13 protein-coding genes and 1 tRNA gene are annotated in these 13,625 nt (G+C 71.3%); 9 read left to right on the forward strand and 5 right to left on the reverse strand.

Annotated features, from left to right (window positions below):
• The first annotated feature begins 204 nt into the window (after nt 1-204).
• Complete coding sequence (locus OHS18_RS22205; RefSeq protein ID WP_442874355.1) at nt 205-1,605, forward strand: GGDEF domain-containing protein; 1,401 nt, start codon at nt 205-207, stop codon at nt 1,603-1,605.
• Between the two features lie 4 nt (nt 1,606-1,609).
• Here OHS18_RS22205 and OHS18_RS22210 read toward each other — a convergent pair whose 3' ends face one another.
• Nucleotides 1,610-1,858: a hypothetical protein gene (locus OHS18_RS22210; RefSeq protein WP_328618371.1), complete on the reverse strand. Its 249-nt coding sequence runs from the start codon at nt 1,856-1,858 to the stop codon at nt 1,610-1,612.
• 133 nt (nt 1,859-1,991) lie between these two features.
• On the opposite strand from OHS18_RS22210, the gene OHS18_RS22215 reads away from it, so the two are divergent.
• From OHS18_RS22215 to OHS18_RS22225, 3 genes are all read left to right on the forward strand, one after another.
• Complete coding sequence (locus tag OHS18_RS22215) at nt 1,992-4,148, forward strand: phospholipase A2 (protein WP_328618372.1); 2,157 nt, start codon at nt 1,992-1,994, stop codon at nt 4,146-4,148.
• Between the two features lie 341 nt (nt 4,149-4,489).
• Nucleotides 4,490-6,127: an LCP family protein gene (locus tag OHS18_RS22220; protein WP_442874354.1), complete on the forward strand. Its 1,638-nt coding sequence runs from the start codon at nt 4,490-4,492 to the stop codon at nt 6,125-6,127.
• 202 nt (nt 6,128-6,329) lie between these two features.
• Nucleotides 6,330-6,800 (forward strand): helix-turn-helix domain-containing protein, encoded by a 471-nt coding sequence (locus OHS18_RS22225; protein ID WP_247056958.1) that lies wholly within the window; start codon nt 6,330-6,332, stop codon nt 6,798-6,800.
• Nucleotides 6,801-6,871: 71 nt separating this feature from the next.
• Here OHS18_RS22225 and OHS18_RS22230 read toward each other — a convergent pair whose 3' ends face one another.
• Nucleotides 6,872-8,329 (reverse strand): flavin-containing monooxygenase, encoded by a 1,458-nt coding sequence (locus tag OHS18_RS22230; RefSeq protein ID WP_328618373.1) that lies wholly within the window; start codon nt 8,327-8,329, stop codon nt 6,872-6,874.
• Nucleotides 8,330-8,445: 116 nt separating this feature from the next.
• Here OHS18_RS22230 and OHS18_RS22235 point away from each other — a divergent pair, with 116 nt between their 5' ends.
• Both OHS18_RS22235 and OHS18_RS22240 read left to right on the forward strand, forming a co-directional pair.
• Nucleotides 8,446-9,003, forward strand: a complete 558-nt coding sequence (locus OHS18_RS22235; RefSeq protein WP_328618556.1) for a TetR/AcrR family transcriptional regulator — start codon at nt 8,446-8,448, stop codon at nt 9,001-9,003.
• Nucleotides 9,004-9,220: 217 nt separating this feature from the next.
• Nucleotides 9,221-9,679: a hypothetical protein gene (locus OHS18_RS22240; protein WP_328459218.1), complete on the forward strand. Its 459-nt coding sequence runs from the start codon at nt 9,221-9,223 to the stop codon at nt 9,677-9,679.
• A gap of 1 nt (nt 9,680) precedes the next feature.
• Here the strand turns inward: OHS18_RS22240 and OHS18_RS22245 are convergent, their stop codons facing one another.
• Nucleotides 9,681-9,902 (reverse strand): DUF3618 domain-containing protein, encoded by a 222-nt coding sequence (locus tag OHS18_RS22245; protein ID WP_247056962.1) that lies wholly within the window; start codon nt 9,900-9,902, stop codon nt 9,681-9,683.
• Between the two features lie 121 nt (nt 9,903-10,023).
• Between OHS18_RS22245 and OHS18_RS22250 the strand changes: the two genes are divergently transcribed.
• A tRNA-Leu gene (locus tag OHS18_RS22250) sits at nt 10,024-10,097 on the forward strand.
• Between the two features lie 19 nt (nt 10,098-10,116).
• Here the strand turns inward: OHS18_RS22250 and OHS18_RS22255 are convergent.
• Nucleotides 10,117-11,061, reverse strand: a complete 945-nt coding sequence (locus OHS18_RS22255; protein ID WP_328618374.1) for an NAD(P)H-binding protein — start codon at nt 11,059-11,061, stop codon at nt 10,117-10,119.
• A 70-nt stretch (nt 11,062-11,131) separates the two neighbouring features.
• On the opposite strand from OHS18_RS22255, the gene OHS18_RS22260 reads away from it, so the two are divergent.
• Entirely contained in the window at nt 11,132-12,049 is a 918-nt protein-coding gene (locus OHS18_RS22260) for a helix-turn-helix domain-containing protein (RefSeq protein ID WP_328618375.1), read from the forward strand.
• A gap of 113 nt (nt 12,050-12,162) precedes the next feature.
• Nucleotides 12,163-12,456, forward strand: a complete 294-nt coding sequence (locus tag OHS18_RS22265; RefSeq protein ID WP_328618376.1) for a hypothetical protein — start codon at nt 12,163-12,165, stop codon at nt 12,454-12,456.
• Here the strand turns inward: OHS18_RS22265 and OHS18_RS22270 are convergent.
• Entirely contained in the window at nt 12,450-13,532 is a 1,083-nt protein-coding gene (locus tag OHS18_RS22270) for an aldo/keto reductase (RefSeq protein ID WP_328618377.1), read from the reverse strand. The genes OHS18_RS22265 and OHS18_RS22270 overlap by 7 nt on opposite strands.
• Nucleotides 13,533-13,625: the final 93 nt, after the last annotated feature.

Consider the following 13,625-nt stretch of genomic DNA (forward strand, 5'->3'; position numbering starts at 1 on the left):
ATCAGAGATCGCGGTTGGTCAACGGTGCCACCTCCGTGTGGGGAGCCTGAAGATGCTTTTGGTCCGCGTTCCCGGCAGTTACGACGGGGACCCGGCAGTTCCGTTGCGATGGGATGATACCCGGCGGCGGAATGCGGGAACCACTCTGGCAGGTACCGATGAGATTACTCAAGACCCCAAGTAGGCTGGAAAGGAGGTGACCAATTGCATCCCGGACCAGACGACGCCGCGACCGGCGGCCGCGGCGCCCCGCGACCGGCGTCGTCGCGCCAAGAAGCGGACCAGGTGGCGACCACTACCCGTGGTCCATCCGGGACAGTCCGGAACGACCACCCGTACTCGCCGCGCAACTGGGCGCTCTGGCGCCGCCGGCCGCGGGTCGTCGCCTTCTTCCTCGCCAGCGAGGCGATCGCCGTCGCCGTCATCGCCGTTCTGCTCACCCGTTCCCCGGGCCTGATACCGCGCGACTGGATCAATTTCGGAATTCTCGCGGCCGGCGCCACCATTCACATCCAATTGACCCAGCGCCAGGAGGAAAGGCGCCGGAACCGCAAAAAGACGGTGCTGATCGACCTCACCGCGGTGTGGACCTTTTCCGCCGCGCTGATCCTGCCCGCGCCGCTCATTCTGCTGGTCATCGCCGTCATTCGGACCCAGCACTGGTTCATCGCCCGGCGCCCGGCGCACAACTTCATTTTCTCGTCGATCACGCACGGCCTCGCCGGCGTCCTCGCGCACCTCACCTACACCTCGCTCGGCCCCCACCTGCTGGGCCTCGGCTGGGGCGACTTCCTGTACGAGTTCGGCGCGATCGTCCTCACCGGCGCGATCTACGAGGCGATCCAGATCGTCTACGTCGGCGGGGCCCTCGCGCTCGGCATGTCGTCCGAGCCCACGGTTCGCAACGTCCTGGGCAGCCCGGCCGACAACATGCTCGAAGCGATCACCATCGGCCTCGGCGCGGTGACGGCGATCCTACTCGCGGTGGTGCCGCCGATGGTCGCGGTGATGGCCGTGGTGACGGTCGTCTTCAATCGCCTCGCCGAACTCGATCAGCTCCAGAACGACGTCCGGACGGATCCGAAAACCGGCATTCTCAACATGCGCGGCTGGTCGGAGACGGCGGAGCGCGCACTCGAACGGACCGCTCGTTCGGGTGATCAGCTGGCGCTCCTGATGGTCGATCTCGACCACTTCAAGTGGATTAACGACACCTATGGACATCCAGCGGGTGACGACGTGCTCCGCACTGTTGCGCAAACCCTCGACGAAGTGACCAGACCGAGTGACTCGGTCGGCCGTTTCGGCGGCGAGGAATTCCTCATTCTGCTCCCGGACATCGACGAAGAGGCCACCCACGACGCCGCCGAGCGCATCCGCATCGCGATCGCCAAGCTGCACATCGTGACCACGGACAAGCGCGGCGACCCGGCGACGATCGCGGACCGCACGACGTCGATCGGCGTGGCCCGCTACCCGCGGCACGGCGAGACGCTGGACCGGCTCCTCCAAGCCGCCGACGCGGCGGTCTACCGGGCGAAGGAAAGCGGCCGCGACCAGGTGAGCTTCGCCCCGGACACCCCGGACGACCTGCCCGCGTCCTGACCGGTCAGGCCCCCAGCCGGACCGCCGGCCGGGCCTGCACCAGCACCTCCGCCGTCGTTCCCGGCGCCGGCGCAGCAGCTCTTCCCGGTAACCCGCGGACTCCGGCCGCGGCGCTCGTGCGTCCGGCGCGGAAGCCGCTCGGGCCTTCGCCAGCGTCGGGATCACGCGGTTTCCGCAGGGCCGCGCCGGGAGCGAGGCGGCGCAGCGCGCGCACGGTGTTCTCCACCGGCACCCGCCGATCGATCGAGCGCACTTCACGTCCTCCTGCTCACCGCGCCGCCGCCGGCCGCGGAAAGCGAGAACGGGCGGCCGATCGGGCAACCCCCACCGCGCACCCGGGGGTTAGCCCCGTGTCGGCCCGGCGGCGGGGCTGGCACCCTTGACCCATGCCAGCCCCGACCGAGCCGCCTCGTGTCCGCCGACCCTGGTCGACGTCCGGCTGGCTGCTGCTGGTGCTGCTGGTGGTGTTCGCGTTCGGGCTGATCGCCTCGCGCCCGCCGTCGCCGCCCGACCAGGGGCCGCCCACCGGCGACGTCCTGGCCGCGCAGAACGCGATCGAGGCGCTGGTCCACCCCGGCCCGCACCCGGACGCGCTGGCGTTGCTGCCCAAGGACTTCACCGCGCTCAGCGGCGTCACGCCGGGCTCGAGGCCGGCCCGCGACGGCACCGTCCGCGCGGTGCACGTCGACGGCGGCTGCTCGACGCCGTGGGGCGACGACAACACCAAGTGGGACTACGCGGTGCCGTGCAAGGCGCACGACCTCGGGTACGACCTGCTGCGCTACGCCGACCGCAAGGGCCACCCGCTCGGCCCGGAGGTCCGCGAAGCGCTCGACAGCCGGCTGTCCTACGACATGCACCACGCCTGCGACCTCAACCCGATGAACTCGGCGAACACCTGCCGGGTCGTCGCGTCCTTCTACTCGGCCGGGCTGGTCGTCAACTCGTGGCACCAGCGCTGGGGCCCGCCGGTCGGCGACCCGATCGGCCCGATGGTCGCCGGCGTGCTCGTGATCGGCTGCCTGCTGGTGTTCCGGCTGCGCGGCTGGCACTACGCCCGCCGCACGAGGCCCACGCCGCGGCCCGCTCCCGTGCCCGCGTCGGTGAGCCGCTGGGCGCTGCTCGGCGCCGGCGGCGTCGTCCTGCTCCTGCTCGGCGAGTCCGTGACGGCGCTCGCGCACTGGGCCGGGACACCCGAACCGGCGTTGTGGCCGCTGACCTGGCTCGCCCAGCTCACGCCGGTGATCTTCTTCGCCGGCGGGCACGCCAACGCGGCCGGCTGGCGCGCCGAGCAGGAGACGGGCGGCGGCTACCGCCACTACCTGGCCGAACGCGCCAACCCGCTGCTGCGACCGGCGTTGATCTTCGCCGTCGTCGCGCTGCTGACGCCGCTCGCGCTCGAACTGCTCGGCATCCCCGCGGGCACCACGGCCACGGTGATGCGGATCGCGCTGCACCCGCTCTGGCTGCTCGGCGTCTACCTGCTGACGATCGTCTGCGCGCCGCCGCTGCTGGCGCTGCACCGCCGGGCCCCGGTGGCCGCGGCGGGCGGCCTGCTCGCGCTGGTCGTCGGCGGCGAACTGGCCGCGAACTGGGCCGGCTCGCCCCTGCCCCGCTACGCCGCGACGTTCGCCCTCGCGCTCCTCGCCCAGCAACTCGCCTTCGCGCACGCCGACGGCGTACGGCCGTCACGACGTCTTCTCGGCTTCGCGGCCTTCGCCGGTGTCGCGGCGCTCGCCGTGGTGAGTGTCGTCCGCGGCGCGCCGCCGGTCCTGCTCGGCAGCCCGGGCGCGCCGGCCGCGTTCTCCGCGCCGCCGTGGGGCGTGCTGCTGCTCGGCGTGGCCCAGCTGAGCGTGCTCGGGCTGCTGGCCGGCCCGCTGTCGCGGCTCGGCTCCCGGCCCGGCGTCACCACGGCGTGCCGGATCGTGCTGCGCGCGCCGATGAGCCTGTACCTGGCGTTCCTCGCCGCGATGCTGCTGCTGGTGGCCGTCGTCTACCTGCCGGGGCGGATCGCCGACGGCCTGACCTGGCTGGTCCGGCCGCGCACGCTGGTCGCGGTCGGGTTGCTCGCGGTGCCCGGGGCGCTGGTGTTCTGGTGGTTCGAGCGTCACGCGCACGGCGCCGACCGCCCGCGCGCGGCGGAGCTCCCCGGCCGCCGCACGGCCGTGCTGACCAGGGCCGCGGCGGCGCTCGGCATCGGCTACGCGACGCTCGGGGTGTTCGGCTTCGCCCTGACGCGCTTCGGCGGCGTCGCGGCGGACGCGGACATCCTCGGCCTGCGGCTCGACCCGATCCAGAGCCTGGTGCACCTGCTGCTCGGGGTCTTCCTGCTGCACACGATCCGCATCGGCGCGAGCGCGGCGACGGGCACCTGGCTGGCCACGGCCCTGGCGTGCGCGCCCTCGCTGCTGTTCGCCGTCGACGGCGGCACCCCGGGCCTGCTGGGCGTGACCCTCCACGCGGCGACGGCGGTGTTCGCCCTGCTGGCCGCGGCGGGAACGCTGCTCCCGGCCCCCGGCCGCGTCACCCACACGGCCCCCTGAGTCCCCGCCCGATGCCCGAGCTTTCGTAGGGAAAGATGCGTCCGAGGGCCCCTCCGACGCATCTTTCCCTACGAAAGCTCGGCCTTGCGGCGCCGGGCGTTCACTCGTTCGTGGAACCCGCGGCCACCCGTCGTGGAGCGGGTTCGCCCTGCTCTTCGCGGCGGGCGGTGCGGCCTCCGGCCGACGCGGCGTCCTGACCAGGCGAAACCGGCCGGGGTGCAGGAAAATGGGTGGTGCACGCCACATCCACAGGGGGATGTGTAACGCTACGGCAACCAGGGGAAGGCACCATGCGTCCCATCCTGTAGCCCTACCGATCTGAGCAGTGAGGAGTCGCCCGCGTGGATCACCCGCCTCGGAACGGGCAAGGCGACCGCCGCCCCGCCCGGCCCTGGCAGGACGAGCCGGCCCGGCCCGGCGCGCGCCGCGGCACTCCGCCGCCTCGCCGTCCCGCACCTCGCCGTGAACCGGTGGACGCGCGTCGCACGCCTCCGGCGCAGCGGGCGCGCCGCAATTCCTTCCGGGGCGCGAAGATCGCGCTGACCGTCGTCTCGCTGCTGGTGATGGGCTTGACCGGCTACGCCTGGGCCGCCATGCAGGGCCTGGTCAACGGCCTGAACTACGCGAACGTGATCAGCGACGACGCCGGTGGCGACAAGCCCGCCGACGGCGCCCGCGACATCCTGCTGGTCGGCCTGGACAGCCGCACCGACGCCCAGGGCAACCCGCTCTCGCGCGAGGTGCTCGACCAGCTGCGCGCCGGCGACTCCGACGGCGAGCTGAACACCGACTCGCTGATCTTCGTGCACATCCCGAACGACGGCAGCAAGGCCGTGGCGATCTCCCTGCCGCGCGACACCTACGTCGACATCCCGGGCGGCTACGGCAAGCACAAGATCAACTCGGCGTACGCCCGCGCGATGCTGGCGGCCCGCAAGGACCTGCAGAAGCAGGGCGTCACCGACCCCAAGCAGCTCGACGTCCAGGCGAACCAGGCCGGGGCGAAGGAGCTGATCCAGACCGTCGAGAAGCTCACCGGGTCGACCATCGACAACTACGCCGCGGTCAACCTGCTCGGCTTCAGCGACATCACCACGGCCATCGGCGGCGTCGACGTCTGCCTGAACAACAACGTCAAGGACCAGTACTCCGGCGCGAACTTCACCAAGGGCCAGCACACGATCTCCGGCGTCGAGGCGCTCGAGTTCGTCCGCCAGCGCCACGGCCTGCCGAACGGCGACCTCGACCGGGTCGTCCGGCAGCAGGTGTTCATGGCCGGCATGGCCCGCAAAGTGCTCTCGGCCGGCACGCTGACCAACCCGGGCAAGCTCAGCGACCTGATCGACGCGATCAAGAAGTCGGTCGTGCTCAACCAGAACTGGGACATCTTCGGGTTCGCCCAGCAGATGAAGGGCCTCACCGGCGGCCAGCTCGAGTTCCGCACCATCCCGGTGAAGAACATCGAGTACCGGACCCCGGAGGACGGCGTCGCGATCCAGGTCGACCCGACCGAGGTGAAGGACTTCGTCCAGGGCCTCGCCGGGCCGCAGCCGGGCGCGACGACGCCCGCGCCGCAGCCCGACAGCGCGAACAAGGCGACCACGGTCGACGTCCGCAACGCCTCCGGCAAGACCGGCCTGGCCGCGACCGTCGCCAAAGCCCTCGAAACCAAGGGCTTCACCTCGGGGGACACGGCGAACTCGACCTCGCGCAAGACCACGGTGATCTGGGTGCCGAAGGGCGGTACGGCCGCCGGCCAGGCCGTCGCGGACGCGCTGGGCGGCTCGCCGACGGTCCAGGAGGACAAGAGCGTCAAGGCCGGGCACGTGATGGTGTTCCTCGGCGCCGACTACAAGGCCCCGAGCACCGACTCGAACGCCGGGGCCGGCACCGGGGGCGCGACGTCCCAGGCGCCCGCGCCGCCGCCGGCCGACGCGGAGAAGCCGATCACCGCCGAGGGCGTTCCCTGCGTCAACTGAGTCACGACGCCTGCAAGTTGCACCTCGACGTCATCTGCCGTTAACCCGTTAGGCCTAACTCGCGCAATCGGTATCAAAGACATGCCGGAATCCGCGTAATGCGCGGCCACCTGCGCACTTACATACACGTGAGGGTGCACCTGCACGGGAACTGTCACCTCCGTGAAGGTGCCGCGGGAGGAACACGGCAGGGGACATTGATGTGCTGATCGACGCCGAGGACTACCAGCGGATTCTCGGAGACGAGCTCCGCAAGCTCAGGCGCAGCCGAGGCTGGACGCGCAAGGAGCTCAACCAGCACCTGCAGAGCGAGATTTCGCTGCAGACGCTGGCCACCTACGAACTGGGCACCAGACAGTGTTCCGTGGTGCGGCTGGTCGAGCTGTGCGTCGCGATGGACGAGCTGCCCCAGGACCTGCTGGCCAAGGTGCACCGGCGGGTGTTCGTCGACGAGCCCGGCCGGGTCCGCGTCGACCTGCGCAAGGTCGTCGCCGACGCGCCGCCCGAGCTGCTCCCCCTGCGCCGCTGGGCCGAGGACCGCCTCCGCACGGCCGGCGAGCACGGCCCCGGCGAGGTGGCCCTCGACCTGCCCGCCCTGGAGCGCATGGCGGAGCTGTGCGAACTGCCCACTGTGGACCTGATCGCGAGCCTCCGCCGCTACGTCTCCCGCTGATCCCCGAAAGCCGTGAGGGGCACCCTCAGGGACTTCGGGTCCCTGAGGGTGCCCCTCACGGCGGATCAGGATCAGCCGACGCGGTAGTCCTCGCGCCGCACCTTCCGCGTGTCGAGCCAGTAGCGCCAGGTGAAGCCGGGCCAGATCGTCCGGTTGACGCCCTTCGCGTCGAGGTACCAGCTCTGGCAACCACCACGGGTCCAGATGCCCTTCGCGAGCTTGCGCTGGATCCGCGTGTTGAACCGCTCCTGCACCTCGGCCTTGGGCTCGATCGCCCGGCCGCCGGCCAGCCGCAGCGCCTGGGCGACGTAGGAGATCTGGGCCTCGATCATGAACACCACCGAGTTGTGGCCGAGGCCGGTGTTCGGGCCGAGCAGGAAGAACAGGTTCGGGAAGCCGGCGACGGTGATCCCGAGGTGCGTCCGCATCCCCTCGGTCGCCCACTCCTTGCCGAGGTTGCGGCCCTCGCGCCCGACGATCTCCAGGTCGTCGAAGGCGTCGGAGACGTGGAACCCGGTGCCGTAGACGATCGCGTCGACCTCGTGCTCGACCCCGGCCGCGTCGACGACGCTGTGCTCGCGGACCTCCTGGACGCCGTCGGTCACGACGTCGACGTTGTCCCGCGCGAGCGCCGGGTAGTAGTCGTTGGAGATGAGCACGCGCTTGCAGCCCATGGTGTAGTCCGGGGTGACCTTGCGCCGCAACGCCGGGTCCTGGATCGCGCGGTCGATGTTGCGCTGGGCCAGGCGCTGGCCGAGCTTCATCACCCAGGTCTGGCCGTTGAAGCCGATCGCGCGCGCCTCGAGCGTCCAGTACAGGAAGTTGCGGTAGGCGCGCTGGGCGAACGGGAGCGCGCGGAACAGCGCTCGCGCGCGGCCGGACATCTCATGGTCGGCCTTCGGCATGATCCACGGCGGCGTGCGCTGGAAGAGTGTCAGCTTCCCGACCTCCGGCGCGATCTTCGGCACGAACTGGACGGCGCTGGCGCCGGTGCCGATCACGGCGACCCGCTTGCCGGCCAGGTCGACGTCGTGACGCCACCGCGCGGAGTGGAACGCCGGGCCCGCGAAGTTCTCGATGCCCGGCAGCTCCGGGATCTGCGGCAGGTGCAGCGCCCCGACGCCGGCGACCAGCGCCTGGCCCACGAACTCGTCGCCGCCCCTCGTGGCGACGTGCCAGCGGTTCTCCTCGCCGTCCCAGCGGGCGCCGGTCATCTCCTGGCCGAAGCGGACGAAGCGGCGCAGGTCGTGCTTGTCGGCGACCTCGCGCATGTAGCGCCAGATCTCCGGCTGCGGCGAATACGCGCGTGACCAGCCCGGGTTCTGCTCGAAGGAGAACGAGTACATGTGCGACGGGATGTCGCAGGCGCAGCCCGGGTAGCTGTTGTCGCGCCAGGTGCCGCCGACGTCGTGTGCCTTCTCGAGGATGACGAAGTCGTCGCGCCCCTCCTTGCGCAGCTGGATCGCCATGCCGAGACCGGAGAACCCGGTCCCGACGATGACGACCCCGGTCTCCGTGCGGTTGCCCATGGCCTGCCTCCCGGCTTCCTGTTACCCGTCGTCCAGCTTACTCAGAGTAGGTTACTACCGGTAGAGTGTTGCCTGTGACCACCGCCAAGCGCAAGCGCATGCCCCGGGCCGAGCGGATGCGCCAGATGATCGACGTCGCCGAGGAGGTCTTTTCGGCGCGCGGCTACGCGGCGGCGTCCATGGACGAGATCGCCGAACTGGTGGGCGTCTCGAAGCCGATGCTGTACGAGTACTTCAACTCGAAGGAAGGCCTGCTCCTGGCCTGCATCCAGGAGTCGCGGGCGGTCCTGCGGGAGGTCACCGAGCAGGCGATGGTCGGCGCGACCAGCGCCGAGGACGCCCTGCGGCGCGGCCTGCTGGCGTTCTTCGTGTTCATCCGCGAGCGGCGGCAGGCCTGGTCACTGCTGCGGCACGAGATGGCGCTGATCGGCACGCCCGCCGCCGAAGAGGTCGAGGAGACCCGCCGGCAGCAGACCGACCTCATCGCCGCACTGATGAGCGGTTATTTCACCGGAGATGACGACCTGCGCGCCGAGGCGGCCGCGGAATTCGTCGTCGGAGCCTGCGAACGGCTCGCTATCTGGTGTGAGCGCCACGAAGAAGTGACCCCCGAAATGGCCACCGAGTACGCGATGGACGTCCTCTGGGCTGGACTTCGGGGCCGTGCACGGTAATCTGCTCGTGCATTAGGCCATTTGGTCGTTACTCAGCGCACTTTGCGCTCCGTGTCTTGTGACACAGAGTTGCTCTACGGTATCGATGACACGGTACAAAAGTGTGCTGGGCTTCGCGCGGTCGCGAACAGGGTGGCGGGAACCACGTCATAAGGGCGTGGCGACCGGGTCACGTACGCGTGAGGGCATGCTGGAGAGGGAGAGGGGCGTGAGGCAGATGGTGGAAGCGATCACGGCGACGTACGTCCAACAGGACGCGGACTGGGCGATCACGGTCAGCGGTCAGGGCAAGGAGCTGACCGCCCGGGCACCGGGCATCATCGCCGCCCGGGACCGCGCGGACCAGCTGGTCGAACAGCTGGCCGACGGCGGCAAGACCACGGTGGTACACCTGATCAACGGCAGCGCGCTGGACTTCACCAGCGCCTACATGACCGCTCGGCTGACGCTCCCGAAGCTCCCGCCGCTCGAGGTCCCGCCGCCGGGCAGCGTGCCGAAGCAGCAGACCGCGGAAACGGCGGAGAAGACCGTCGAGGAGATCGCGAAGCCGGCCGAGAAGAAGCCGGCGCTGCCGACGGCCAAGCAGCTCCCCAAGGAAGTCGAGGAGCCCAAGCCGGTGGCCGAGCCGGCTCCCGAGGTCGAAACCAAGACCCCGGCCAAGCCGGCCCGCGCCTGAGCTACTTGAGGAGCTTGCGCACCAGCAGGGCCAGCACCAGGACACCCGCGCCGATCAGCGGGTACTTGACCTTGGGGTTGTCCAGCTTGGCGCGCACACCGTTCTTGGCCGCGTCCGCGAGCTTCTTGGGGTCGGCCTTGACGGTCAGCTGATCGAGCGTTGCCGCCAGGGCGGTTCGAGCCTGCTCGATCTCACGCTCGATCGTCTCGGGATCGCGGGCCACGGGTCCTCCTCGCCGCAAGGGACTGCTGGCGGCCAACGTTAGCTGGCCCGCCCCCGGAACCCCGCACCGGCCACGGCCCGGCGTGGCGAAGGCCGCAGCACGCTACGCTTCCGGATGCGCAGGGCCCGTAGCCCAATTGGCAGAGGCACACGGTTTAGGTCCGTGCCAGTGAGAGTTCGAGTCTCTCCGGGCCCACTCGAATCCCCCCGATCGCTCAGCCGATCGTGACGTGCGGTGCCAGTGCCCGCAGGAAGTCCGGCGCGTCGAACAGCTCACCCGCCGAGGCGACGCCCTTCGCCCTGACGCGGCCCGTCAGGATCCGCTCCACCGCTTCCACCGCGAGCGGTGCCGTGACCGCGTAGATGTCCTGGCCCCGCGCCGCCAGCCGGCGCTCCTCGCCGCCCGACCGGACCACGACGTCGACCACGAACGTCTCCGGCGATCCCGCACGCTCCTGCGCCGCCGACAGACACGCGGCCGCCACGGAAGTCATGTAGGTCGTCACCGACGGGACGTCGAGGTGGCTGGGGATCGTGATGACGTCGGCCATCGTGAACTCGCCGAGCACCGGCTGCGCGCCCAGCGGCTCGGGGAACGGCCAGGACAGCTTCGGCAGCGCGTCGTCGACGTACTCCAGGCGACCGCCCGCGAACCGGATGCGCCGGTCTCCCCGGCGCGAGCGGGAGACGCGGCCCGCGGCGAGCGTGCCCGCCGTCGGGTGCCAGCCGCTCAGGCCGTACGCGACGTGGATCTCGTCCGCGCTCGTCCAGTCGCCCATGGCCGCCGTGGCCAGCAGGTCGCCGAGGCCGCCGAAGAACGCCATGGCCGGGACGACCACGCTGTCCGCGGCGCGCGCGAACGTGTCGAGGTTGGCCTCCAGCTCCGCCGCGACGTCCACGTAGGGCACGCCCGCCCGCTGCGCCGCCTCGATCACCGGCGCGGCCGTCTCGGCGAAGGGACCCGCCGTGTTGATCACCGCGGCCACGCCCTCCAGCGCGCGGTCGAGGGACGCCGGGTCGTCGACCGACGCCGGCCGGCCGCCGGGCAGGCGCGCCGCGTCCCGGCCGGAGAGGATCGGCTCGAAGCCGCGTTCGCGCAGCTCAGCCACCACGAAGCGGCCGGTGTGCCCGTAGGCGCCGTAAACCAGTACCGATGTCATACGACCATCCTGACGAGCGCGGCACCGCGCGGACAGTGTCCGGAACGCCATCATGCGTACAATTTCGGACATGCAGACAGTGGCGCTGGCCGCGACCGACGGGATGCTGTCCTTCGAGCTGGCCATCGCGTCGGAGGTCTTCGGCGAGAACCCCCGGTACGACTTCGCCGTCTGCGGCTCGGCGCCCGTCCTGGTCGGCCGGTTCCGGCTGGAGCCCGAGCACGGGTTCGACCGGCTGGCGCGCTCCGGCACCGTGCTCGTCCCCGGCTGGGCGGACGTCGACGTCGACCCGCCGGCCGACCTGCTCGACGCCGTCCGCGAGGCCCACGCGCGGGGCGCGCGGGTGGCGTCCCTCTGCACCGGCGCGTTCGTGCTGGCCGCCGCCGGCCTGCTCGACGGGCTGCGCGCGACGACCCACTGGGCCCACACCGGCGTCCTGGCCGCGCGCTATCCCCGCGTCGAGGTCGACCCCGACGTGCTCTACGTCGACAATGGCAGCGTCCTGACGTCGGCGGGCAAGGCCGCGGCGATGGACCTGTGCCTGCACCTGGTCCGCACCGACCACGGTTCGGCGGTCGCCAACACGATCGCCCGCCGCCTGGTCGTGCCGCCGCACCGCGACGGCGGGCAGGCCCAGTTCGTCCCCGCGCCGGTGCCCGCCCGGGACGGCCACGCGCTCACCGAGCTGTTCCCCTGGGCGACCGAACGGCTCAACCGCGCGCTGTCGGTGGACGACCTGGCGCGGCGGGCCAACATGAGCGCCCGCACCCTGACCCGCCACTTCCGGACGGTCACCGGGACGACGCCGCTGCAGTGGCTGCTGACCCAGCGCATCCGCCGCGCCCAGGAGCTCCTGGAGACGTCGAGCAGCAGCGTCGACGCCATCGCGGAAGCGGTCGGCATGGGCACGGCTACGACGTTGCGCCGGCACTTCCACCGCACGGTCGGCGTGGCCCCGGACGCCTATCGCCGGACGTTCCGCGGTTAGGGTTCGCCATGCAGTCGTACGGTCGTCGCGGTACGCCCGCAGATCGCGCGGGAGGTGCTGACCGGCCTCGTCTTCCGGCCGCCCGGCAGGTCCGGTCCATCCCGCTGCCGACCGTGAGCCGGGGCGCCGGCCGCACCGCCGTCTACCCCGACGACCCCGTCGCCCGGGTGTTGTTCGAGAGCGTCGGCGACGTCGTCGTCCCGCGGGACGAGCCGGCTCTGGCCACGTTCTCCACGGCGACCGCCACCTTCGCCGCGCTGGGCCGGACGCTGCTCCAGCACTCCGGCACGCTCGAAGACCTGGCCCGGAAGCACACGACCCCGGGCGGCATCAACGAGCGGTTCCTGGCCGATCTGCGCGGCGACGGCCTGCGCGACAGCGTCCTGGCCCGGGTGAGCGGTCAGTAGCGGACGTCGCTCTGCAGCAGCGGCGGGTAGACCGCGGACGGCTCGCCGTCGACCGTCGTGCCCGCGAACTGCAGCATCGCGCGCTGCGCGCCGTGCATCGGGGCCGGGTAGCCGAGCGTCGGCGCCGAGACGTCGTCCAGCCGGGCGAGCTGATCGGCCGACAGGGCGATCTCCAGCGCCGCGAGGTTGCCGGTCAGGTGTTCCAGGCGGCGGGCGCCGACGATCGGGACGACCGTGCCCCGCCGGGCGCGCAGCCAGGCCAGCGACACCGCCGCCGACGTCGTGCCGAGCTCGCCGGCGATCGCCGCGACGACGTCGATGACCGCGAACTCCGCCTCGCCCGGACCGCCGACGTACGCCGCGCGGGCCGACTCGGGACGGTCGGCGCCGCGGCGGTACTTGCCCGACAGGAAGCCGTTCTTCAGCGGGCTCCACGGCGTCAGCGCGATCCCCTGGTCGAGCGCGAATGGCGCGAGCTCGCCCTCGACCGTGCGGGCCAGCAGCGAGTACTCGACCTGCAGCGCGATCAGCGGCGTCCAGCCCCGCAGCTGCGCGGTCGTCTGGGCCTGCGCGGTGACCCACGCCGGGGTGTTCGAGAAGCCGACGTACCGGATCTTGCCGGCGCGGACCAGGTCGTCGAGGGTCCGCATGGTCTCCTCGATCGGCGTGGTGCGGTCCCAGTTGTGCAGCCAGTACAGGTCGAGGTAGTCGGTCCGCAGGCGGCGGAGCGTCTGCTCGAGCTGGGCGATGATCGACGCGCGGCCCGCGCCGCCGCCGTTCGGGTCGCCCGGGAACATGTTGCCGAAGAACTTGGACGCCAGCACGACGTGCTGCCGCCGGCCGGGCCGCGCGGCGAAGAAGTCGCCGAGGATCTTCTCCGAGTGGCCGTTGGTGTAGAAGTTGGCCGTGTCGACGAAGTTCCCGCCCAGGTCCAGGTAGGACGCGAGGATCTTCCCGGACTCTTCGACGCTGCAGCCGGCGCCGCCCGGGTCCTCGCCGAAGGTCATCGCGCCGAGCGCGAACGGGCTGACGCGCAGCCCGGACCGGCCGAGGGTGACGTAGAGGTCGAGTGACATGAAACGCTCCTTGCGTGTCGGATTACCTGCTCCCAGGAAACGCGAATTGCCAGCTCAGCGGTAGATCGATCCACGCGACCTCTTGCACGATCC

This window comes from Amycolatopsis sp. NBC_00355 (assembly GCF_036104975.1).
In the GTDB taxonomy this organism is placed as follows: domain Bacteria; phylum Actinomycetota; class Actinomycetes; order Mycobacteriales; family Pseudonocardiaceae; genus Amycolatopsis.

Excerpts from the sequence above, each read along its gene's own strand:
- OHS18_RS22230 (WP_328618373.1), bottom strand. The coding sequence starts at position 8,329 with ATGGGCAACCGCACGGAGACCGGGGTCGTCATCGTCGGGACCGGGTTC.
- OHS18_RS22255 (WP_328618374.1), bottom strand. The coding sequence starts at position 11,061 with ATGACATCGGTACTGGTTTACGGCGCCTACGGGCACACCGGCCGCTTC.
- OHS18_RS22240 (WP_328459218.1), top strand. The coding sequence starts at position 9,221 with ATGGTGGAAGCGATCACGGCGACGTACGTCCAACAGGACGCGGACTGG.
- OHS18_RS22235 (WP_328618556.1), top strand. The coding sequence starts at position 8,446 with ATGCGCCAGATGATCGACGTCGCCGAGGAGGTCTTTTCGGCGCGCGGC.
- OHS18_RS22260 (WP_328618375.1), top strand. The coding sequence starts at position 11,132 with ATGCAGACAGTGGCGCTGGCCGCGACCGACGGGATGCTGTCCTTCGAG.
- OHS18_RS22215 (WP_328618372.1), top strand. The coding sequence starts at position 1,992 with ATGCCAGCCCCGACCGAGCCGCCTCGTGTCCGCCGACCCTGGTCGACG.
- OHS18_RS22270 (WP_328618377.1), bottom strand. The coding sequence starts at position 13,532 with ATGTCACTCGACCTCTACGTCACCCTCGGCCGGTCCGGGCTGCGCGTC.